At 65.0% G+C, this 20,706-nt stretch carries 31 protein-coding genes; 18 read left to right on the top strand and 13 right to left on the bottom strand.

Annotated elements, in window-relative coordinates; translation table 11 throughout:
• Positions 1–207 precede the first annotated feature (207 nt).
• A complete protein-coding gene (locus tag JQ635_RS05380; RefSeq protein WP_211408822.1) occupies positions 208–447 on the bottom strand; it encodes a DUF2798 domain-containing protein in 240 nt (79 codons plus the stop codon).
• Positions 448–767: 320 nt separating this feature from the next.
• On the opposite strand from JQ635_RS05380, the gene JQ635_RS05375 reads away from it, so the two are divergent.
• Both JQ635_RS05375 and JQ635_RS05370 read left to right on the top strand, forming a co-directional pair.
• Complete coding sequence (locus JQ635_RS05375; RefSeq protein ID WP_026311954.1) at positions 768–956, top strand: hypothetical protein; 189 nt, start codon at positions 768–770, stop codon at positions 954–956.
• Between the two features lie 153 nt (positions 957–1,109).
• A complete protein-coding gene (locus JQ635_RS05370) occupies positions 1,110–1,343 on the top strand; it encodes a DUF6894 family protein (protein WP_018642771.1) in 234 nt (77 codons plus the stop codon).
• 19 nt (positions 1,344–1,362) lie between these two features.
• Here the strand turns inward: JQ635_RS05370 and JQ635_RS05365 are convergent, their stop codons facing one another.
• Together JQ635_RS05365 and JQ635_RS05360 are read right to left on the bottom strand one after the other, a co-directional pair.
• Positions 1,363–1,620 (bottom strand): hypothetical protein, encoded by a 258-nt coding sequence (locus JQ635_RS05365; RefSeq protein ID WP_211408821.1) that lies wholly within the window; start codon positions 1,618–1,620, stop codon positions 1,363–1,365.
• A 99-nt stretch (positions 1,621–1,719) separates the two neighbouring features.
• Entirely contained in the window at positions 1,720–2,019 is a 300-nt protein-coding gene (locus JQ635_RS05360) for a hypothetical protein (RefSeq protein WP_211408820.1), read from the bottom strand.
• Positions 2,020–2,384: 365 nt separating this feature from the next.
• On the opposite strand from JQ635_RS05360, the gene JQ635_RS05355 reads away from it, so the two are divergent.
• The gene (locus JQ635_RS05355; protein ID WP_211408819.1) at positions 2,385–2,849 is read left to right on the top strand and encodes a PaaI family thioesterase; all 465 of its coding nucleotides are present in this window, start codon (positions 2,385–2,387) and stop codon (positions 2,847–2,849) included.
• Between the two features lie 118 nt (positions 2,850–2,967).
• On the opposite strand, the gene JQ635_RS05350 is transcribed toward JQ635_RS05355, so the two are convergent.
• Entirely contained in the window at positions 2,968–3,261 is a 294-nt protein-coding gene (locus JQ635_RS05350; RefSeq protein ID WP_211408818.1) for an HdeA family protein, read from the bottom strand.
• A gap of 184 nt (positions 3,262–3,445) precedes the next feature.
• Here JQ635_RS05350 and JQ635_RS05345 point away from each other — a divergent pair, with 184 nt between their 5' ends.
• The gene (locus tag JQ635_RS05345) at positions 3,446–3,688 is read left to right on the top strand and encodes a PilZ domain-containing protein (RefSeq protein ID WP_211408961.1); all 243 of its coding nucleotides are present in this window, start codon (positions 3,446–3,448) and stop codon (positions 3,686–3,688) included.
• Between the two features lie 44 nt (positions 3,689–3,732).
• On the opposite strand, the gene JQ635_RS05340 is transcribed toward JQ635_RS05345, so the two are convergent.
• A complete protein-coding gene (locus JQ635_RS05340; protein WP_211408960.1) occupies positions 3,733–5,715 on the bottom strand; it encodes a pyrroloquinoline quinone-dependent dehydrogenase in 1,983 nt (660 codons plus the stop codon).
• Positions 5,716–5,783: 68 nt separating this feature from the next.
• Positions 5,784–6,008 carry a hypothetical protein gene (locus JQ635_RS05335; protein WP_211408817.1) on the bottom strand — a complete coding sequence of 75 codons (225 nt, stop codon included), beginning with the start codon at positions 6,006–6,008 and terminating at the stop codon, positions 5,784–5,786.
• A 152-nt stretch (positions 6,009–6,160) separates the two neighbouring features.
• On the opposite strand from JQ635_RS05335, the gene JQ635_RS05330 reads away from it, so the two are divergent.
• Together JQ635_RS05330 and JQ635_RS05325 are read left to right on the top strand one after the other, a co-directional pair.
• Entirely contained in the window at positions 6,161–6,565 is a 405-nt protein-coding gene (locus JQ635_RS05330; RefSeq protein ID WP_211408816.1) for a hypothetical protein, read from the top strand.
• 112 nt (positions 6,566–6,677) lie between these two features.
• Positions 6,678–7,007, top strand: coding sequence for a hypothetical protein (locus tag JQ635_RS05325; RefSeq protein WP_211408815.1), 330 nt, complete (start codon positions 6,678–6,680; stop codon positions 7,005–7,007).
• Between the two features lie 72 nt (positions 7,008–7,079).
• Here the strand turns inward: JQ635_RS05325 and JQ635_RS05320 are convergent, their stop codons facing one another.
• Genes JQ635_RS05320 through JQ635_RS05310 form a run of 3 tightly spaced genes read right to left on the bottom strand, consistent with a single transcriptional unit; the run spans position 7,080 to position 8,359 of the window.
• On the bottom strand, positions 7,080–7,436 hold the full coding sequence (locus JQ635_RS05320) for a carboxymuconolactone decarboxylase family protein (protein WP_211408814.1): 357 nt from the start codon (positions 7,434–7,436) through the stop codon (positions 7,080–7,082).
• 21 nt (positions 7,437–7,457) lie between these two features.
• A complete protein-coding gene (locus tag JQ635_RS05315) occupies positions 7,458–7,925 on the bottom strand; it encodes a DUF6691 family protein (RefSeq protein WP_211408813.1) in 468 nt (155 codons plus the stop codon).
• A 5-nt stretch (positions 7,926–7,930) separates the two neighbouring features.
• Positions 7,931–8,359, bottom strand: coding sequence for a YeeE/YedE family protein (locus tag JQ635_RS05310; protein WP_211408812.1), 429 nt, complete (start codon positions 8,357–8,359; stop codon positions 7,931–7,933).
• 92 nt (positions 8,360–8,451) lie between these two features.
• On the opposite strand from JQ635_RS05310, the gene JQ635_RS05305 reads away from it, so the two are divergent.
• From JQ635_RS05305 to JQ635_RS05295, 3 genes are all read left to right on the top strand, one after another.
• The gene (locus JQ635_RS05305) at positions 8,452–8,772 is read left to right on the top strand and encodes an ArsR/SmtB family transcription factor (protein WP_211408811.1); all 321 of its coding nucleotides are present in this window, start codon (positions 8,452–8,454) and stop codon (positions 8,770–8,772) included.
• 33 nt (positions 8,773–8,805) lie between these two features.
• Positions 8,806–10,245 (top strand): cytochrome c oxidase accessory protein CcoG, encoded by a 1,440-nt coding sequence (gene ccoG, locus JQ635_RS05300; protein ID WP_211408810.1) that lies wholly within the window; start codon positions 8,806–8,808, stop codon positions 10,243–10,245.
• A gap of 163 nt (positions 10,246–10,408) precedes the next feature.
• Positions 10,409–11,578: a GNAT family N-acetyltransferase gene (locus JQ635_RS05295; protein ID WP_211408809.1), complete on the top strand. Its 1,170-nt coding sequence runs from the start codon at positions 10,409–10,411 to the stop codon at positions 11,576–11,578.
• A gap of 5 nt (positions 11,579–11,583) precedes the next feature.
• Here JQ635_RS05295 and JQ635_RS05290 read toward each other — a convergent pair whose 3' ends face one another.
• Positions 11,584–12,249 (bottom strand): DsbA family oxidoreductase, encoded by a 666-nt coding sequence (locus JQ635_RS05290; protein ID WP_211408808.1) that lies wholly within the window; start codon positions 12,247–12,249, stop codon positions 11,584–11,586.
• Positions 12,250–12,316: 67 nt separating this feature from the next.
• Entirely contained in the window at positions 12,317–13,138 is an 822-nt protein-coding gene (locus tag JQ635_RS05285) for a helix-turn-helix domain-containing protein (protein ID WP_211408807.1), read from the bottom strand.
• Positions 13,139–13,239: 101 nt separating this feature from the next.
• Between JQ635_RS05285 and JQ635_RS05280 the strand changes: the two genes are divergently transcribed.
• Both JQ635_RS05280 and JQ635_RS05275 read left to right on the top strand, forming a co-directional pair.
• The gene (locus JQ635_RS05280) at positions 13,240–13,470 is read left to right on the top strand and encodes a hypothetical protein (protein ID WP_211408806.1); all 231 of its coding nucleotides are present in this window, start codon (positions 13,240–13,242) and stop codon (positions 13,468–13,470) included.
• Between the two features lie 32 nt (positions 13,471–13,502).
• A complete protein-coding gene (locus JQ635_RS05275; protein ID WP_211408805.1) occupies positions 13,503–13,901 on the top strand; it encodes a hypothetical protein in 399 nt (132 codons plus the stop codon).
• A 174-nt stretch (positions 13,902–14,075) separates the two neighbouring features.
• Here JQ635_RS05275 and JQ635_RS05270 read toward each other — a convergent pair whose 3' ends face one another.
• A complete protein-coding gene (locus JQ635_RS05270) occupies positions 14,076–14,636 on the bottom strand; it encodes an SET domain-containing protein (RefSeq protein WP_211408804.1) in 561 nt (186 codons plus the stop codon).
• A gap of 164 nt (positions 14,637–14,800) precedes the next feature.
• Between JQ635_RS05270 and JQ635_RS05265 the strand changes: the two genes are divergently transcribed.
• Positions 14,801–15,406, top strand: a complete 606-nt coding sequence (locus tag JQ635_RS05265) for a hypothetical protein (protein ID WP_211408959.1) — start codon at positions 14,801–14,803, stop codon at positions 15,404–15,406.
• A 23-nt stretch (positions 15,407–15,429) separates the two neighbouring features.
• Here JQ635_RS05265 and JQ635_RS05260 read toward each other — a convergent pair whose 3' ends face one another.
• On the bottom strand, positions 15,430–16,158 hold the full coding sequence (locus JQ635_RS05260; RefSeq protein ID WP_211408803.1) for a TetR/AcrR family transcriptional regulator: 729 nt from the start codon (positions 16,156–16,158) through the stop codon (positions 15,430–15,432).
• A 106-nt stretch (positions 16,159–16,264) separates the two neighbouring features.
• On the opposite strand from JQ635_RS05260, the gene JQ635_RS05255 reads away from it, so the two are divergent.
• From JQ635_RS05255 to JQ635_RS05230, 6 genes are all read left to right on the top strand, one after another.
• A complete protein-coding gene (locus JQ635_RS05255; RefSeq protein WP_211408802.1) occupies positions 16,265–17,662 on the top strand; it encodes a carotenoid oxygenase family protein in 1,398 nt (465 codons plus the stop codon).
• A gap of 126 nt (positions 17,663–17,788) precedes the next feature.
• The gene (locus JQ635_RS05250; RefSeq protein WP_211408801.1) at positions 17,789–18,052 is read left to right on the top strand and encodes a hypothetical protein; all 264 of its coding nucleotides are present in this window, start codon (positions 17,789–17,791) and stop codon (positions 18,050–18,052) included.
• A 76-nt stretch (positions 18,053–18,128) separates the two neighbouring features.
• Positions 18,129–18,704, top strand: coding sequence for a hypothetical protein (locus tag JQ635_RS05245; protein ID WP_211408800.1), 576 nt, complete (start codon positions 18,129–18,131; stop codon positions 18,702–18,704).
• 12 nt (positions 18,705–18,716) lie between these two features.
• On the top strand, positions 18,717–19,271 hold the full coding sequence (locus JQ635_RS05240) for an inner membrane-spanning protein YciB (RefSeq protein ID WP_211408799.1): 555 nt from the start codon (positions 18,717–18,719) through the stop codon (positions 19,269–19,271).
• A gap of 106 nt (positions 19,272–19,377) precedes the next feature.
• The gene (locus JQ635_RS05235) at positions 19,378–19,674 is read left to right on the top strand and encodes a hypothetical protein (RefSeq protein WP_211408798.1); all 297 of its coding nucleotides are present in this window, start codon (positions 19,378–19,380) and stop codon (positions 19,672–19,674) included.
• A 13-nt stretch (positions 19,675–19,687) separates the two neighbouring features.
• Entirely contained in the window at positions 19,688–20,608 is a 921-nt protein-coding gene (locus JQ635_RS05230) for an SH3 domain-containing protein (protein WP_211408797.1), read from the top strand.
• Positions 20,609–20,706 lie beyond the last annotated feature (98 nt).

The following is a 20,706-nucleotide window of genomic DNA, read 5'->3' as shown; positions in this document are numbered from 1 at the left end:
CTCTCCCCGAGCGGGGTTTTCTGTTTGCGGACCTGTGCGCGGGTAGCGCCGGGCGCCGATTCGATTCAAGAACCTGTCAGGCTGCCGTAAGCTCAGCCGGATAGGGTCGCTCGGCTTATGGTGTTGCAGCCCAGCACCTCAGCCTCCAATAACCTTCTCCCCGCTTGGCTCTCCCCAAGCGGGGTTTTTTTCATGCGTGCCGGCCACTCACGCGCCGCGCTCCTCCCGCGTCAGCCGCAGCGAGAAGGCGCGGATCGCGGGCGCCGCCAGCAGCACCATGGGCAGCATCGCGGCCCATGCGATCAGCCACGACACCATCCAGTGCCGAACGAACAGCATCGCGCCATCAGCGGGAAAGCTGGCGATTCCCGCCGCGATCAGCGAGGTCAATCCGGACTGGATGACGCCGAAGACGAAATGAGAATAGCGGCGGGGAATGCCGAGCATGACGCGCCCTTGTTATTGCCGTCATGCGGCCAAGCAAGGCACGTGCCGCCTCGCGAGATGCGCCTGATCGCTTGCCGTTCAGCGCCCGCGCTTTTTCGAATCCGGAGACTGATCTGGATCAAGAGTCTCCGGCAGCATCAGCATTGAACTGGCTCCGTGGTTCTCCGGCCATGAACAAAGTTCCTGGCCGGGCGATGACGTGTGCGCTTTCGAGATTTCCGTGAGCTATCCAAGAGTTATCGGCAGATTTCGCTTGTCCCTGGAATATGATGACGACCAACATGTGTGCAGTGATGGATGGTGAATCGTGGGAGGTGACCATGAATCACAGGGGTGTCGAGTTCACCGTCGCCAAGACGGCGATTCCCGGAGTCTGGCAGTGGCAGTTCCGCATCGGGGAGCAGGTCAAGTCCGGCAAGACCGAGACCAAGATCGACCTGTTGGCGATCCGGCGGGTGCAACTGCGCATCGATCGGGAATTGAAGGCCATCGGGCGCAAGACAGCCTGATCGAGCGGGGCATCCTTGTGCGGCGCGGCATACCCTGAACGGAGCCGCATACACTCCGTAGACATCCGGAATTGATCTGCCGGAAGTTTGGGATTGCACTGCCCCGCCCTTGGCCTTGGGGGGCGGGGCCTTCACGCGCGACCGGTGCCAGCCATGCCGCTCTACTTCTTCCGAATCCGCAATGGCCGTTATTCCGGCTGTGCGGATCAGGCGACGGAATTTTCCGATCGCGATTCCGCCTGGAAGGAGATGACCAGCGTCTGCGCCGACATGGCCGCCGGGATCGCCCGCAAGCTCCAGGAAAATTCCGAATGGCACATGGAGCTCCTCGACGAGGCCAAGGAGCCGGTGTTCCGCATCCGCATCGTCGCCGAGACGCTCGACTAGACGCGAGGGCGTGGCCCTCTCAATCGGCGCTGGGCAGCCGCCGCATGGTGAATTCGATCTCGCCGCCGGGCAGTTCGCGCCAAGTCTCGACCGCGCTCATATAGCCGGCCCTGGGGTAGCGGGCGAAGAAGGCCTCTGCCCTCGCCCGCGCCGCCGCACGCGGCAGCGTAAAGGTCTCGCGCAGATAGCCGTCACCGGAGCGCCCGCCCGGCGTGTTGCCGCCGGTCTTGCGCCGGCGCGCCATCCGCTCGGCGAGATCCCGCGGACGATCGGCCATGACCGGCCCTCCTCTACGCAATACCTAAGCTCAATGTAGGGAGTAGGCGGACGAGGAGGAGTCCCGGCCGGAAGGCGATCCCGCCCCCGTCCGAAAGGCTCAGTTCGCGGCTGTGCCGGTCTTGGTCTTCTTCGGCGCGCTGGTGGTCGCGGCCGACGCCTTCGGCGCCGCCTGCTTCGGCGGATCGGAGCGCATGCCACCCCAGGGATCGTTGGAGGCCTTGGCGTCCGGAATCTTCTTCAGCGTTTCCTTGTAGGCCTTGTCACGCTCGGCTTCCGCGGCCTTCTCCTCCGGGGTCTTGCCCGGGCCGTCCTGCAGCAAATTGAGATTGGGCATTTGCGCATAGGCCGGTCCGGCCAGCACGGCCAGCAGCACCGCCGCCATACGGAAAAGCTTCATCTTTGACTCCTCAGATCATTTCATGGAGGCGCGGATCGCCCGTGCCTTGTCATCCTTACGCAGCCGGTCGCGACCGCTTGGGGGCCGCAGGGACCGCTACGATCGGCACGATTTCGGCGCGTGCAGCCAGTCGTCCCAGATCGGGCCGCACTTTGTACACCCGTTCAGCGCAAGACCGAGCGCAACCAGACAAAAGACGAGGACATACCGACGCAACATCGCCCACCCGTACCCAACCACGGCATCATATCGGGCCAAGTCTGGCATTTTCAAGCCGACGGGACCGGCGCCAGGCGGGTGACTTTGCCGCGCCGGTGCGGGCAGAATGTCCGAAACACCCGGCAACAATGGAGGAAACCACAGCAATGCCATCGCAGCCAGACGCCGAGTTCGGCATCAGTGAGGCCAGACGCATCCTCGGCGAGGTCTTCGCGCCCTGGGTCCAGGATCTCAACCTCTCGGTCGAGCGCATCGAACATGTGCCGCCACCGGATGAGCCCGACTGGCAGCCGGGCGCGCTGCTGCGCATGCCGTTCTCGGAGCGGCTGTGCCGGAGCGGCGGCGTGATCTGCGGCCAGGCGCTGATGGCGTTCGCCGACACCGCGATGGTGATCGCGAACCTTGCCGCCAATCGCGGCTATCGCCCGATGACGACGGTCGACCAGACCACGCATTTCATGCGCGCGGTCTCCTCTTCGGATGTGCTCGCGGATGCGCGCGTGGTGCGGCTCGGACGCACCATGAGCTTTGGCCGCGTCACGCTGCTCTCGGCCACCGACAACAAGCAGGTGGCGATGGTGTCGAGCGCGTTCGCGATGCTGCCGGGCTGAGCATCGTCCCAAAAGAAGAGAGCCGCGTGAGCGCAAGGCGCACCGCGGCTCTCGATGACGTTCGTATCGAAGCGAGGCCGACGCGCGATTGCATCCGCGCTTCGGTCCGCTTCAAGAGTTATTTGCCGAGGATCTCGTCGGCCGCGGTGACGACGCTGACGGTCGGATTCTTTCCGCAATAGGCACCGAACTTCTTGGCGTTCTCGATGAACACCTCGGTGTCGATGATCGCGTTGTCTTCGTCGCCCTTGTACCAGCCGTCCATCCAGGTCAGCACGACCGCGATGTTGTCTTCGCCGCTATCGAGGAATTGCTTGCAGGTCATGGTCGAGAGGTCCCACTTGACGGCGTGGGCGGGCATCCACGACAGCGAGAGCGCTGCGGCGAACAGAAGCGAAAGCGTGGTCTTCATCAATATCTCCATCGGCGCGTAACGCCATAAAGGAAAGGATCGTGAGAAAAGTCGGCGGGACGTGACTCACCGCTTCAACGTCGTAAACGAAGTCTGAAGCGCTACGCAAGTAGCGCCAGTATTCAGTTCATTTCAACGTAATTTCTATGCACTATTTCACAATCGTCACGATGGATTAATGCCGATGATCGAGAAGCGCGCAGCACAGCGTCACCGTGTTTTCAAGGGCGGAACGATCACCTTCGAAGACGGCGGCATCGCGTGCACGGTGCGAAACATGTCGGCAAGCGGTGCGGCGATCGACCTCGAGAGCCCCGTCACATTGCCGCAATCGTTCACACTCTCGATCGCACGCGACAATTTCGTGCGGAATTGCCGCCCCGTATGGCGCAGCGACAAGCGCATCGGCCTCGCTTTCGTGCAATAACACATGCGATGTGAACGAGTGTTCGCATCACATGCACAACACGATCATGACTGCCTGCTACGATGGCGGCGACGCCAGCGCAGTCCGACGATCACGAGCGTGATGATCGCGAGCGTGATCGCCGACGTCGCCGCAAGAAATCGTCCGCCCGGACGATCGATCGTGCGCGACCAGAGCGAAGGCGCCTCGCCCGGCCGCGCCAGGCGGAACGCAACGACGCTGTCGCCGATCGATGTGCCGGCTTCGGAATGCCCGCCGGCGCCGATCGCGACATATTGCTCGCCCTTCCAGAGATAGGTCATGGGATTGGCGACGCCCGGCACCGGCAGCCGCCCCTGCCAAAGCTCGCGTCCGCTGCGCGCATCGAAGGCGCGCAAGTAAGCATCCATCGCACCGGTGAAGACGAGACCGCCCGCAGTGACCGCGAGTCCGTTGACGAGCGGCGCGCCCCAGGGCAGTGGCACGCCGAGCGGCGCCAGATCCTCGGTGGTGCCGACCGTCGAACGCCAGAGAATTTTGCCCGCCTTCAGGTCGACCGCAACCATCTCGCCCCAGGGCGGCTTGTTGCAGAGAAAGCCGAGCGGCGACATCACCATCGCACGCGACATCGCGAACGGCGCGCCGCGCTGTCGGCCGAAATCATGACCGGGCGGCGGATTGAAGCCGGCGGCTTCCGCGCGCGGGATCAGCTTGATGAGATGAACAGCACGGCTGGTGTTGGCGTAGAGGATCTGGTGGACCGGATCGAAGGCCGCGCTGCCCCAGTTGACCCCGCCGCCGGTGAACGGAAATTCCAGCGTGCCTTGTGTCGACGGCGGTGTGAACAGTCCCTCGTTGCGCGCCGCCGCGAAGCGTCGCTCGCACGTCGAGCGCATCAAGCCAGGCAGTAACGAGAGCGCGTCATCGGTCGAGATCGTCTGTGATGTCAATGCCGGCACGTGGGTCGGAAACGGCTGGGTCGGAGACAGCTTCTCGCCTTCCGCGCCACCTTGCGGCACCGCGCGCTCCTCGACCGGCCACACCGGCTTGCCGGTGTCGCGATCGAGCACGAAGACAAAACCTTGCTTGGTCGGCTGGATCACGACGTCGCGCTGCCCCTCGCCGGTGTCGAGACGCGTCAGCGTTGGCTGCGCCGGCAGATCGTAATCCCAGACGTCGTGATGCACGGTCTGGAACGCCCATACGAGCTCGCCGGTCTCGACGCGCAGCGCGACCACCGAATTGGCGTGCTCGTTGTTGCCCGGTCGCTTGCCACCCCAGAAGTCCGGTGACGGCGAGGTCGTGGGCAAGAACACGAGCCCGCGCGTCTCGTCGACCGACATCGGCGCCCAGACATTGGCGTGACCAGCCTCGATGCCGTCGCGCTTGAGCGGCTCGAAGGTCCAGCGCGGCTCGCCGGTACGCGCATCGAATGCGCGTACCATGCCGCTCGGCGCGTCGACGCGGCTGTTGTCGCCGATCGCGGAGCCGACCACGACGACGCCGCGGCCGACCGCCGGTGGCGAGGTGATCTGGAATTCGCCCGGCCATTCCAGGCGCAGGCCGATCTCGAGCTTGATCTCGCCGCCCTTGCCGAAACCGGCACAGGGAATGCCGGTCCTCGCATCGAGCGCAATCAGGCGGACGTCGTTCGTGCCCATGAATATCCGCGATCGGCAAGCGGCATTCGCAGGCGCCTGGTCATCGACCCAGTACGTGACACCGCGGCAGACATAGCGATTGGCGGGACGCTGATTGGTCGCGATCTTCGGATCGAAGCGCCATTTCTGCGCGCCCGTGCCGGGATCGAGCGCGATCACCTCGTTGAAAGGCGAGCAGAAGATCAGGCTGTCCTCGACGAACAGCGGTGTCGCCTGGAATTTCGTTCGCCGCATCACTTCGGGCGGGCGCGCAGTGAGATCGCCGGTGTGATATTCGAAGGCGCGAACGAGTTGGCCGACATTGTCGGGCGTGATCTCTCGCAAGGGCGAGAAGCGCGAGCCGCCGGCATCGCCGCCCCAGCTTTCCCAGGCGGCGCAGGGGGGCATCGCAAGCAACAAGAGCGCAACGAGCGCTGGCGGAATTCGCAGGCGGGTCCGCAAACGCCCGCCTCCCCCTATTTCGGCTTCTTGGCCGGTTCGCTCGGGCGGGCACCGCCCCACGGATCGTACTTTTCCTTGGGCTCGGGAATGCGCTCGAGCGCGGCCTTGTAAGCTTTCTCGTCGACCTTCGGCTTGTTGTCCGCCGGCTTGGCGCCGTCATTGGGCTGGCGCCGCCCCTGCGCCTCGGCCGAGCCGCACGCCACCGCCAGCACCGCAGCCGCTATGACCAAAATCTTCATTGATGCAATCCCCCTCGCGTGGGGTACAAACTAGCCTGCAATCCCGCAATAGCAAATGCCGCCGGTTCCGCGCCTTCAGCAAATTTTGATCGGGGCGGACTTCGCCGGATCGCATTCGTGCCTATCTGTTGGCCCGCAGGGGACGTTCACGGATGTTGCGGATCATTGCTAATGCGGCGCTGCTGGCCGGCGCGCTCGGCCTCGGTGCTTGCGGCTTTGCCGACAGCCGGGCGCCGGTGCCCGAGTTCATGCGCATGAAGGAAGCCGAGCAGCCTTCGCCGGAGCCGCCCCCGGACGTCAAGCGCGTGGTGCGTGAGCAGATCGACGTGGTGTTTCTCACCACGTCCTATCCGCGTGAGGTTCATGTCGCCCCGCCCCGTCACGAGGTGCGGGGACCGGGCTGGACCGCCTGCGTCCGCGCGCAGCTCACCTCCGCAACCGGCACGCCGCTCGGCGCGCAGACCTATATCGTGACCATCAATGGCGGCAAGGTCGTCGATCGCCGGCGCGCCGAAGCCGACGACATTTGCGGGACCGAGGTCTACGAACCGATCTAGGAACAGGCGCCATTAACGAATGGTGCGGTTCCGGGAAAAACCTGAAAATCAGCCGGAACGATCCTCGCCTCCCCTTCTTGTTACCGCCAAGGGCAGTATCGAGGAGGACAGGATGAGGACGTTTACGATTGCACTGCTGGCCGGCATCGGGGCCCTCGCTGCTGCGGGCGGCGCGAAAGCTGCCGACATCTACACGACCGGCGAATACACCAGCCCCGAACTCGTTCAGGAAGTCCGGCTCGTCTGCGATGATGCCGGCAATTGCTATCGCACCCGCGGCGGCGCGCGCGTGATTGTGCGTGACTCCTACGCCAGGATGCCGCGCGAGCGCTATTATGAGCGCCGCACCTATCGCGACTGGGACGATGGTCCGCGTGCCGGTGTCGGCATCCGTGCTCCCGGCGTCAGCGTGGGCGTCGGTGTCGGCGACGACCGCTGGTAGTCGATGAAGCCATGATCGACAGGACCGGACGAGCATGCTCGTCCGGCCGCGTTACTATGAGAGCAAGCGCCGTCAGGCGGCAACGGATTGCTGCTGGAACTGCTCGTAGGCCGCGATCGCATCTGCGGCGTACATCAGCGACGGGCCGCCTCCCATGTAGACGGCCATGCCGAGCGTCTCCTCGACCTCCTCGCGCGTTGCGCCGAGCTTGACGAGGGCCTCGGTGTGAAAGCCGATGCAGCCGTCGCAATGCGCGGCAACCCCGAGCGCCAGCGCGATCAGCTCCTTGGTCTTCTTGTCCAGCGCACCGTCGCGCGTGGCGGCCTGGGCGAGCGCGGCAAATCCCTTCATGGTGTCGGGGATGTCGCTCCGCAGCTTCTTCATGTTGGCGGAGATTTGCCGGGTGATCTCGGGATAGTTCTTGTCCATGACTTACTCTCTACGGTGACTTCAGGTTTCAAGCGGATCGGCCGGTGTGACGAAACGCGTCAATGACGGCAGGTGAGCGATGAAGCGGGCGAGCACCATGCCGGCGCACATCGCCGCAACGAAGATGACGGCGGAGACCGACCCGAATCCGAGCGCGGTCAGCGCCGGCCCCGGACAGAAGCCCGCCAGTCCCCAGCCGATACCGAAGATCGCGGGACCTGCGACGATCTTGGGATCAATGTCGCGTCGTGTCGGCAGATAAAATCGATCGGCGAAGAACGGACGCGCGAGCTTCAGGACGCGGCTGAAGCCGATGAAGGTCACGGCCACCGCGCCCGCCATCACGAAGGCGAGGCTCGCATCCCATGTCCCTGCCGGAATGCCGCCGACGTCGAGAAAGTTCAGCACCTTGGCCGGGTTCGACATGCCGGAGACGATGAGGCCGATGCCGAAGATCAGGCCGATCGCGAATTGAACGAGGATTGCCATCGCCGTCAGCTCCAGTGCCGCATCACGAAGACGGTCGCCATGCCGGCCGCCATGAAGGTCATGGTCGCGACCAGCGAGCGCACCGACAGCCGCGACAAGCCGCAAACGCCGTGGCCGGAGGTGCAGCCACTGCCCCACACCGAACCGAAACCCGTGAGCAATCCGGCGACGATCAGCACGGCCGGCCCTGCCGCGATCGTCTGGGCCGGCAGGCTTCCGGTGACGAGCAACACCAGCACGGGCGCGGCGACGAGACCGGCGACGAAGGCGAGGCGCCCGGCAAATTCGCGGTCCTCATAGGGCGGAAACAGCCGCGCCGCGATGCCGCTGACGCCGGCAATCCGCCCCGTTGCCCACATCAGCAGAACGGCGGCGAGGCCGATCATCGCGCCGCCAACGAGGGACGCGACCGGCGTAAATGATGTCGAGACCATGAGCCTCTCCTGGTCGAGAGCACCCTTCGCGGGCGCGATATCTTTATTTCAGTTGTTTCTTATTTTCGAATTTACTAATATATTGGGCGGTCATGAAGCGCAAGCCCCGGAATCAGGAACTGCTCGCTCTGGAGGAGAAGGCCGAAGAGGCCTCCCGCCTCCTCACCGCCATGGGCAATCCCAAGCGGCTCCTGGTTCTCTGCAACATGCTGGACGGCGAAAGATCCGTCGGCGAACTCGCCGACATCGCCGGCCTGTCATCGGCCGCGCTATCCCAACACCTCGGAAAGATGCGCGCATTGAGCCTGGTCAAACCCAGGCGGGACGGTCAGACCATATACTACAGCATCGCGAGCCAGGAGGTCCGCGCGGTGCTGGAGACCCTGTACCGCCTCTTCTGTGCACCGGGATAGGACTTCGCTGACGCAAACGCGGGAACGTGCGGGATGAGTGACGACACCTTCATCGAGGGGCCTCTCTACGAGAAGCGCAGGAAGGTCTATCCGCAATCCGTCCACGGCCCGTTTCGCCGCATCAAATGGGCGATCCTGTGCGTCACGCTCGGAACCTACTATCTCCTGCCGTTCGTACGCTGGAACCGCGGACCGGGCCTGCCCGACCAGGCGGTGCTGATCGATCTTCCGCATCGGCGCTTCTACTTCTTCTTCATCGAGCTGTGGCCGCAGGAGGTCTACTACTTCACCGGCCTCTTGATCATCGCGGCGATGGCGCTGTTCCTGATGAATGCGGTCGCCGGCCGGCTGTGGTGCGGCTACATGTGTCCGCAGACGGTGTGGACCGACCTGTTCTACGCGGTGGAGCGCTGGGTCGAGGGCGACCGGCGCGAGCGCATGCAGGGCGACAAGCGCTACTGGACCCTCGACCACATCCGGAAAGTCGCGCTGAAACACTTTCTCTGGATCATGATCGCCTGGTGGACCGGCGGCGCCTGGGTGCTCTATTTCTCCGACGCGCCGACGCTGGTGAAGGAACTCGCCACCTTCGAGGCCCCGTTCATCGCCTATCTCTGGATCGGTATCCTCACCGCCACGACCTATGTCTTTGCCGGTCACGCCCGTGAGCAGATGTGCATCTACATGTGCCCGTGGCCACGCATCCAGGCGGCGCTGACCGACGAATGGGCGCTCAACGTCACCTATCGCCGCGACCGGGGCGAGCCGCGCATGTCGGTGAAGAAGGCGGATGCGGCCCGTGCCCATGGTGATCCCGCCGGCGACTGCGTCGACTGTCACCAGTGCATCAATGTCTGCCCGACCGGCGTCGACATCCGCAACGGCATCCAGCTCGGCTGCATCCAGTGCGGCCTGTGCATCGATGCCTGCGACAACGTGATGCGCGAGATCGGCCGGCCCAAAGGCCTGATCGGCTACGACACCGACATCAACATGCAGCGTCGGCGCGAGGGCAAGGCACCGATCTACCGCATCATCCGTCCGCGCACGCTGATCTATGCCGCGGCCATCGCCATCGTGGGCAGCATCATGCTCTACACCCTCGCCACCCGCGCGACGATGGACGTCAACGTGCTGCACGAGCGCAATCCGCTCTTTGTCCAACTCTCGGATGGCGGGGTCCGCAACGACTATACCGTGCGCATCCTCAACAAGGGCGCGCAGCGATCGTTTGCGCTTCAAGTCTCCGGTCTGCCGGGTGCGAACATTCGCGTCGCCGGCATCGAGGCTGGCCCCGGCGGCAAGCCCGTGATCGAGGTCGGGCAGGATCAGACGCGCGAGGTCAGGCTGTCGGTGCAGGTCGGTCCTGGCGACCTTCCGAAGACCTCCCGTGACGTCGATATCGTCATCACCGATACGGCCAGCGGCGGACGGGCGAGCGCCCGCGATCATTTCGTGCCGGGCGACCAGTAGCGCACCACATTCCATGAAGCTTCCGGCGACCCCGGCCGGATGCTGAATGAGAAGTTAACACTACCGCTCGAATTGAAGCGGCGTCCCAACGGTATTTTCCAATCTTTGCGCTAAGCATGATCCGTAACACGGGCTCAGCCCGCGTGAACGGGGACGACGGGACGTGGTCGACATCGCACAACAGGCTGCGATCAATCCGGCATCGACAGGCGATGCCGCGACGGCGCGCGCTCGCGTTCCGCTTGCCGCGGTCGACCCCGGCCAATGGCGCGCGCTCGCGCAGCGCGCGATCGAGCCGAACGGATATTACCTGCCCGCCTGGGAGCTCGCCGTCAGCGCAACCGCACGCGGCCGCACGGACGCCTCGGCGCTTCCCGCATTCGACAGATCTGCGGCCCGACTGATCGGGCTGATGCCGGTGATCTCGCTGTGGCACGCCCAAAAGATTCCCCTGCCCGCCCTGGTGAGCGCGCATCCCTATGGCACGCTGTGCAGCCCGCTGATCGACCGCGATGCCCCGATCGAGGCGGCAACGCGCCTGTTGCAGCAGGCGCGCGAGGCCGGCGCCCACGCGCTGGTGCTGAACGACGTTGCGCTCGACGGCGCGGCGATGAATGCGCTCAACCAGATCCTGAGCCGCGACAGCCTGAAACCACGCGTGCTCTCCTCCTACATCCGCGCCAGCCTCGACGCGACACAGGATGGCGAAACGCTGTTGCGCGACGCGCTTGGCGCCAAGAAGCTCAAGGAACTGCGCCGCCAGCGTCATCGCCTGGAAGAGCACGGCCCCGTCGTGTTCGAGGTTGCACGCAGTCCCGAGGAAATCAGACCGGCGCTCGAAGCATTTTTGCAGCTCGAAGCCAGCGGTTGGAAAGGTAAGCGCGGCACTGCGCTGGTCCAGCATGCCGGGGATGCGACCTTCATCCGCCGCGCCGTACCGGCGCTGGCGGAAACCGCGCAGTGCGAGATCGTCACGCTTCGCGCCGGGACGACGCCGGTCGCCGCCGGCATCGTGCTGCGACACCAGGACCGCGCCTTCTTCTTCAAGCTCGGCATCGACGAGGGCTTTGCGAAATATTCGCCGGGCGTGCAGCTCACGCTCGATCTCACCCGCCACCTCTGCGCCGATCCCGCCATCGCCAGCGCGGATTCCACGGCAAGCGCGCATCACCCCATGATCAACCCGATCTGGCGCGGACGTTTTGCGATCGGCGACGTGCTCATCCCGCTCCGGCGGCACGATCCAATCGTGGCGCTCGTTCACGGCGCGCTCGCGGCGCATGGCGTTGCCTACGCGGCGGCGCGCCACGCAGTTCGCCTGCTCCGCAAATAAACCTGCTACTCCGCCGCCTGCGCGTTGATCTCCTCCGAGACCTGGCGGATCGCGCGGGCGAGCAGGTTCGGATCCTGCGCGCCGGAGACGGCGTATTTCTGCGCGAACACGTAGGTCGGCACGCCGGAGATACCCTTCTCGGCGGCCTCCTGCGCGTCCGCCGAAACGCGTGCGACGTCCTCGTCGGTGGCAAGGCGCTTGCGCACGTCCGCGGCATCGAGGCCGATGTCGGCGGCCGCCTGCACCAGCACGTTCACATCGGTGAGATCGCCGCCGTCGCGGAAATAGAGCTCCATCAGGCGCTGCTTCATCTCGGGCGCCTTGCCGATCGCTTCCGCCCAGAGGATCAGGCGATGGCAGTCGGTCGTGTTGGGCTGACGCGCGACCAACTCGGGCTTGTAGACGAGGCCCTCCTCGCTCGCAGCCGCGACGACGCGGCCGGCAATGCCCTTATAGGCCTCGACCGAGCCGAACTTCTGGGTGAGATAGGCCTCGCGGCTGATGCCCTCGCGCGGCACCCAGGGATTGAGGAAGAAGGGGCGGAAGTTGAGCTTGACGGGAACGTCGGGCACCAGCGCCAGCGCGCTCTCGATCCGGTGCTTGCCGATATAGCACCAGGGGCAGACCACGTCGGAGACGACGTCGATCTGGAGCGGTTTCAGCGTGCTCATGTCAGGCGCCTCCTTGGCGGTAAAGGTTGGCCCAAAGATAAGCCGAACCCGCCCCGAGGCAAGGGCGCTACGTCATAGCTGCCGCGATCTGCTTCAGCCGATCCGCGGTGCGCTCGTCCGCCGGGAAGAACGTCTCCAGCGCCAGCTCCGACAGCGTGATGTCCACGGGCGTGCCGAACACCATGGTGGTGGAGAAGAAACTTAGTATCTCTCCGCCATGACGCAGCTTGAAGGGAATGGCGACATTGTCGCTCGACAGCGGGGCCGCGCGCGCCGGGATGGGATAGCTCTTGAGGTCGTTGTAGAGCTTGATCAGCTCCGGATCGGCCGTCGCCTCGCATTGGCGGTGCAGCCGCTCCAAGAGATGCCCGCACCATTCGGCGAGATTGACCGTGCGCGGCGCCAGCGCCTCGGGATGGAAGGCGAGCTTCAGCACGTTGAAGGGCTGGCCGAGCAGATGCTGCGGGATGCCGTCGAGCAGCGGCGCCACCATGCGGTTGGCGGAGACCAGGTTCCAGTGCCTGTCCACCGCGAGCGCGGGATTGGGCTCATGCGCTTTGAGAACGAGGTCGATCGCCTGGCGGGCTGATTTCAAGGCGGGATCCTCCAGCGGGCGCTGCGCGAAGGCCGGCGCGTAGCCGGCGGCGACCAGCAACACGTTGCGTTCGCGCAACGGCACGTCGAGACGCTCGGCAAGCCTCAGCACCATGTCGCGCGAGGGCGCGGCGCGGCCGGTCTCGACGAAGCTCAGGTGTCGCGCCGAGATCTCGGCTTCGCCCGCGAGATCGAGCTGGCTCATGCGGCGGCGCTGCCGCCATTCGCGCAAATGGTCGCCGATATGGACCGGCTGGCTGCGTTCGGCCTGTGCCGTGGATGCATGTGCGTTCATGACCAGAAACCTAGCATGCGGATTTCGGCCCTTCCATTACCCGCGAGGTAATCGAATTGGGGCGCAGCCGCGCGCATCTTCGGTCGCAACAGGAGATGACCATGATCGCGCTGCTGCTCTATCGGACCGTCGCAGACCACGTCTTGCCCTGGGCCATGGCATTCGCAACCCGGATGCTGGCACGCGGCCTCAACATGCCCGAGCCGCTGGTGCATTCGACCGGCGACTATGTGCTCGCGCAGGTCATCGCCTTCGAGCACGGCGTCGGCAAGAGCCTCTGCCCGTTCCGCCTCGCCCGCCTGCTCCGCGCCTGGTGGCGCGGACGGCATTGAATTCCACCCCAGCCCAAGCAAGGAGACTTACGATGATCGACGCATCCACCTTCCTGCGCCGTGCCCTGCTCGCCGACGCCATCTTCAGCGGCGTCGCCGCTCTCGGCTTCACCTTCGGCGCGAGCGCGTTCGCAGCGTTGTTCAACCTGCCCGACGCGCTGCTGCGCGAGACCGGCCTGTTCCTGATCGCCTACACCGCCCTGGTCGGCTGGCTCGCCTCGCGGGCCACGGTAGCGAAACCGCTCGTCCTGCTGGTCGTGATCGGCAACGCGGCCTGGACGGTCGGCAGCATCGCACTGCTGCTCTCGGGCGCGGTGTCGCCGAACCTTGTGGGCGAGCTGATGGTCGTGGCACAGGCGATCGCCACCGGCGTGTTCGCCGAGTTGCAATTTCTGGGATTGCGGAAGAGTGCGGGTGTGATGACGGCGTGAGGCTCGGCCGCCTCACCACTTGCCGTCGTCGTCGCCCGGCCTTGTGCGCAATTGCGCACTGGACCGGGCGACCCAGTATTCCAGAGACGGCGACGTGATGCGGAGGAGCCGCGGCGTACTGGATGCCGCGGTCAAGCCGGGGCATGACAGTTGAGCCGGAGGCTTAAGCGCGGGCTACGCCCGCGCGCGCCCGTTGGCCTTGCTGAACGCATGACCGTTGAGCTTTTTCTTTTTGGTAGCCTTGGGGCCCGCCTTCTTGGCCTTGGCTTCCGTGCGCGCCTTCACCTTGGCGCGCTCGGCCCGCTCCTCGGCGCGCAGCTTCTTGCGCTTGGCCTCGCAGGAGACGCACTTGCAGCCGATCGGCTTCAGATAGGCTTTGAAATAATCGGTGCCGTAATCGTAGTTGATCTCGTCGCCCGGCTCGATGTTCCTGATGGCGCGGATGAAGACCTTGCGCTCACGCGGGCGGACGTCCGACTCCGCATTCGGCCGGCAGGAATGGTTGATGTAGCGCGCGAGATTTTTCCGCACCGAGCCGTCGATGGTCCAGCGGCCGTTGAGCTCGAACAGATATTTGTTCTCGATCTCGTCCTGCTCAGGGATTCGCGAGTCCAGGATCGGTCCGAAATAACGGATGATCCGGGTTCCCTTCTTGATCGGTTTGGTGGCGAAGAGGCCGAGCCCGGTCTTGGAGCGGCCGACGCGATAGGGTTTGTTCGACGATGTGGCTGGCATGATCAGGAGAACGAGGACGCGAACGAGGCCGCATGAGCTTAAAGCGAAGTCGCCCTTCTAGAACGATTCCGCGCCGCTGTCAGGTCTCTCGCGGGCCTGTTTGAACCTTGCCCACAATCAAGACGTCTGATGGTACGGAGTTCCCGCTGCATCAAGGTCGCATGATGATCCGCATCACCGCCGCGTGCCTCGCCATATTGCTGACGAGCACCGTCCTCGATGGTGCGAACGCCCAATCCGTAGGCAGCACCTACACCTCGACGGCGCCGAAGAACTGCCGGCAGGTCGGTAAGCCCAGCGAGCTCGACGGCAGCACGACGCGCATCTGTCCGGGCAAGGACGGCCTCATGGTGCTGATCGCCGAGGACGATCTCCGCGAGATCGTCTCGGTCGGGCGCAATCGCAAGGAAGCGGCCGGGGAACCTGCGGCAAAGCTCTGGTTCGCCCCGTTCAATTCATCGGAAACCACCGTCGAATGGCGCGCCGCAGGCACAAAGCCGTTTGCCATCATCCAGCGCTGGCACATCGCCGATAGCAGCGATCCCGACAAGCAGGGACGGCCGAACACCAAGGACATGCTGGTCGTGACCCGGCTGCCGCCGGGCCCGGTCTGCCATGTCGCCTATGTCGATGCCATCGCCAACCCGAACGCCAACGAGCTCGCGCGGAAGGCCGCGGACGATTTCGCCCGCAGCTTCACCTGCGGCAAGGACGAGGTAACGATCGTCGGCACGCGCGGCCGCGCGGTCGAGCTGGCGACGATGCGCTAGCGCGTTTTCGAGCTCAACAGCCGCTACACTGGAAGTTTCGTGGTGATGGGCGCGGTCAGCATCGCCTCGAGCAGGCGTTCGGCCGTCGTCCCCTCGGGCAGCCGCCCGAGGATGTCCTTCAGCCGCCCATCCAGCAGCAGCGTGGTGAAGCCGTGCACCATCGACCAGGCCCGCGCGATTGCGGCCCCCTGCTCCATCGTCAGCGCGTCGCCGCTGATCTGCTCCTGCCGCATCATGCCGATGGCGTTGGCAAGTCCGGCGAAGGAGGCTTCGGCCGCCTCGTGCAGCGACGGTCTGGAATAGTCCAGCCGCTCGGTGCGGAACATGATGCCGTACATGCCGGGGTGCGCCTGCGCATAGGCGACATAGGCCTTCGGCCGCGCCAGTGCACGTTCGAGCGGCGTGGTCACGCTGTCACAAGCCGACGCCATCGCGGCATTGAACTGGCGAAAACCGACGGCCGCAAGCTCGCTGAGAAGCCCGGTGAGATCCCCGAAATGGTGCGTCGGCGCGGCATGCGAGACGCCCGCCTCGCGCGCCACCGCGCGCAATGTCAGGCCCGCAAGCCCTTCGCGCTCGAGCACGCGCTCGGCGGCCTGCAGCAGCGCTTCGCGCAGGGCGCCGTGATGATACGGCGTCTCCGTCTTCGCGCTTGGCGCTCGGCGCGCCGCACGCGATGCCGCGGTCGATGCTGTTCGTCTGGGTGCACGCTGGTGACGCGCCGTTTCGCCCTTGGTGTCGGTCTTGGCCATTTGCAAGCTATATGACGCAATATTGACAGTGTAAAGATTTCACTTGACGGACGCTGCGATTGGCTCTATTCGATCTTTACGATGTAAAGATAGGGAGGGATACGCCGTGCAGCAGGCCGCCGTCGCCGAGCGTCGCAACAATATCGCGCCGATCCCGTTCGAGGCCGACGCGCCCTTCCTGAAAATCATCGGCGAATTGCCACGCGAGCTGAACGGCACGCTCTATCGCAACGGCCCCAATCCGCAATTCGATTCTCCCGGCGCGCACTGGTTCGTCGGCGATGGCATGCTGCACGCCTTTCGTCTGGAGAACGGCCGCGCCAGCTACCGCAACCGCTGGGTCCGCACGCCGAAATGGCTCGCCGAGCACGATGCCGGCCGCTCGCTGTTCGGCGGCTTCGGCCGCAAGCTGCCGGATGCGCCGAAAGACCTCACCGACGGCGGCGTCGCCAACACCAGCATCATCTTCCATGCCGGCAAGCTGCTGGCGCTCGAAGAAGCGCATCTGCCGACCGAGATCGAGCCGGGCACGCTGGCGACGCGCGGCTATCACAACTACCAGGGCCGCGTCGCCGGCAGTTTCACCGCGCATCCGAAGATCGATCCCGTCACGGGCGAGCTCGTGTTCTTCGGCTACAACGCCGCGGGACCGCTGACGCCTGCCCTCTCCTACGGATCGATCGACGCTTCCGGCAAGGCCACGCGCTTCGAACGCTTCGAGGCGCCCTATGCCAGCATGGTGCACGACTTCATCGTCACCGCGAACCATGTGCTGTTTCCGATCCTGCCCATCACCGGCAGCATGGAGCGCGCGATGAGCGGACGGCCGCCCTATGCCTGGGAGCCGGACAAGAGCGCCTATGTCGGCGTGATGAAGCGGAGCGGCACGGCGAAGGACATCGTCTGGTTCCGAGCTGAGGCCTGCTACGTCTTCCACGTCATGAATGCGTGGGAGGATGGCGACCGCATCGTCGCCGACGTCATGCAGTTCGAGGAAGCGCCGCTGTTTCCGCATCCCGATGGACGGCCGACCGATCCGGAAAAATCGCGCGCCCGCCACTGCCGCTGGACGTTCGATCTTGCGGGGAATACCGACCGCTTCCAGCAGACGTACCTGGACGATCTCACCGGCGAATTCCCGCGCATCGACGATCGCCGCGCCGGGCTGAAGAGTCGACACGGCTGGTACGCCTGCGCCAATCCGAAACTGCCGATGTTCGGCGCGCTCTCGGGCATCGTCCATGTCGACGGCAACGGCAGGCGGCTCGGGCATTATCTGCTGCCGGCCGGCGACACCATCTCCGAGCCTGTGTTCGTCGAACGGTCGAAGGATGCAGCGGAAGGCGACGGCTGGCTGCTCGCGGTGGTCTGGCGTGCGCGGGAAAATCGCAGCGATCTCGCCGTGTTCAATGCCACCGACATCGAAGCCGGCCCCGCCGCATTGGCGCAGCTCGGTCACCGCGTGCCGGATGGCTTTCACGGCAATTGGGTGGGCGCGGCGTAGCTCTCGTCATTCCGGGGCGCGCCATTCGGCGCGAGCCCGGAATCCATTTCGCTACACGTGTTGCTGCCCGATGGATTCCGGGCTCGCGCTGACGCGCGCCCCGGAATGACGAAAGAGGAGTTTCCCATGCACATGCCCTCGATCACCGCGGGTTGCCTTGCCCTTCTCGCCCTGTCCGGCGCCGCACTCGCATTGCAGATGATCCGGCTGCGTCGGAGCCGCCATACCCTCTTCAACGGCGGCATCCTGCTCTGCCTCGGTCTGTTGATCGCCTCCGCGCTGCCGCTCCTCTCGCGCCTGCCCTGGGCGGAATTGGCCGAGGAGGCCTCCGACCAAGCCGTTGCGGCCCTTCACCTTTTAGAGGTCGCCTACGTCATTTTGACACTGTAAAGATTTCGCTTGACCCGGCATCGCCGCTGCACTACTAATCTTTACATCGTAAAGATCGGCTCGACCGAGGCGGCCCATGGCGATTTTCCTGATCCTCGCGCCCTATGGCGCCTACACCTTCCTGATGGTGGTGACGTCGGCCATGATCAGCGTGTTTGCAGCATCGGCAATCTGCCTCGCAACCGTTGCGATCGATGTCGTACGCGGCCGCTCGGTGAAGGTCCTGGCCGCAGGCTCCGCGATCGTGTTCGCCGCAATCGGCCTTTACCTCGCGCTGATCGACCCCGCCCTCGGCCCGCTCGGCGTCAAGCTGTCGGTCGACATCGGCATCTTCGTCATCTCGCTCGGCTCGATGCTGCTCCGCCACCCCTTCACGCTGCAATATGCGCTCGAATCCGTCCCGGCGGAGACCGCGGCAATGCCCGGCTTTCTCACGGCCAATTACGTCATCACCGGCGCGTGGACAGCCGCCGCGCTGCTGATGGCGGCCGCCAATCTCGTGCTGCTCTACCTCCCCGGCCTGCCGCTCTGGTCGAGCCTTGCGGTCGCTTTCGCCGCCCGCAACAGCGCGATCTACTTCACAAAATGGTATCCCGAGTATCGCCAGATCAAGTACGGTACGCCCGCCCGCGCTCTCCCCGACGCCGGCTGAACAGGATTGACGATGAAGGACGTATTCGCCCGCCTCGCCTCCGACTTCCTCTCCGCCATCGTCTTCCTGGCCGTCTACCTCATCACCGACAACGTCGTGCTGGCAACATCGGTGGCGATTGCCGGCGCGATCGCGCAGGTGATCTATGCCCGCGTCAAGGGGCAGCAGCTCAACTACATGACCTATGCGAGCCTCGCGCTTGTCGTCGTGCTGGGCACGGTCACGCTGCTGACCAACGACCCACGCTTCATGCTGGCAAAACCCTCGATCGCACATTTCGCGATCGGTGCCATCATGCTCAAGCGCGGCTGGATGCTGCGCTACATGCCGCCGATCGTGGCCGAGACCGTCCCGGAATATGTGACCGCTGCAGGCTACGCCTGGGCCGCACTGATGTTCGTGATCGGCGCCGGCATGATCGCGGTCGCCGCCACAGGCGATCTGAAGCTGTGGGCGTTCTACATCACGGTGGTCGCCGGCGGCGCCAAGATCCTGGCCTTCGCCGTGCAGTACGTGGTTCTCAGGCTCATCGTCACGAGCCGCCGCCGTGCGGCCGCCCGCGCCTAAATGCCTCCAATGCAGGGTTAGGCAGGAGCTGCGAGTTGGGCTATAGGCTCGCTCAGGACTGGCCGCGGATCGTCGCGGCCCGCCGGGATTTGTTGGGGAGACGGGAATGGCCGTAGACGGCAACTGGAATCTGACCATGACGACGCCGATGGGCGAGCGCAACTCGACGCTCAGCCTGAAGGCCGCGGGCGGCACGCTCACGGGCGCGCAGGTTGCGGAAGGCAATTCCGCCGAGATCTTCGACGGCACCGTCAGCGGTGACAACGTCTCCTGGAAGGTCTCGATCGACAAACCGATGCCGCTCACGCTCGAATTCACCGGTACGGTCTCCGGCGACAACATCAGCGGCGAGATGGGGATCGGCCCGATGGGCAGCTTCCCGTTCACGGGCGCACGGGCGTAAGCGCGCTGCACCGATGCGTGCGCTCCGTCTCATCGCGGCGACGATCCTGTGTGTCGCGACACAGGCAGCGCGCGCCGAGGACACCGAACCGGCGTGGCGCGCAAGCGCGCTCGCCATGGTGCCGGCAGGATATGTCGCCGGCCTCGCCTATCGCACCGAAGGTGCAACCGGCTATCTCGCCGTCTATCCGGCGACGTCGAACGATCCGAAGACACCGGCAAGCGTGTTCACCGCGCGTCAAGCTCTCGTCGTCACGCTGACGCCTGATGCGACGCGCGCGGTCTCGGCCGAGTTGAAGCCACGCACAGCGCCGGATGCTGATAACGACGACAACGATTTCGCGAAGCTGCACGCCGAACTTGCCGCGAAACGCGCAAGCCTGCCCGAAGGCACCGAGCCCTGCGATCTCGGCGCCTGGTCGATCGACAAGGACCCGAACGGTCTCAACGTGCGCGCTGAACCCTCGGTGAAAGCGCGCGTGCTCGGCACGCTGCCGCCGCCCTACAAGCTCAAGCTCGGCGGCGCCGAGAACACGCCCGACGGCGGCTGGCTCACCGAATTCCGCATCATCGGCTTCAAGGACGGCTGGTTCCTGATCGAAGGCGCGAGGCCCCCGGGCAAGGACTACGAGGACGAGAAGCGGTATCCGCGCAATGCGCCAAAGCCCTATGCCGGGCGCGGCTGGGTCGCGTCGAACAAAGTCGGCGCGAATTACGCCAATGGCTACACGCGCGCGGGTGGACTGTTCCAGGCGCCATTCACCGACGCCAAATGGATGCCGGCGCAGCACGAGTACGGCAGCCCGATCGACGGTGACGGCGGACCAAAGCGGCTATTGGCCTGCAGCGGCTTCTGGGGCCTGGTCGACAGCCACGACGGCGTGCGTGGCTGGTGGCGTTCGCTGTGCTCCAACCAGGTCACGAATTGTAGTTAGGGCAGATCGAGACTTCGCCGACAACTCGCCTTGTCATACGCGGGCTAGACCCGCGTATTCATCGTTCTTGAAGAGTGATGGATGGCCGGGTCAAGCCC

It is taken from the genome of Bradyrhizobium iriomotense (assembly GCF_018130765.1).
Lineage (GTDB): Bacteria > Pseudomonadota > Alphaproteobacteria > Rhizobiales > Xanthobacteraceae > Bradyrhizobium > Bradyrhizobium iriomotense_A.
The sequence above is the reverse complement of the archived record's forward strand: the minus strand, read 5'-3'. Positions and strand labels throughout refer to the sequence as shown.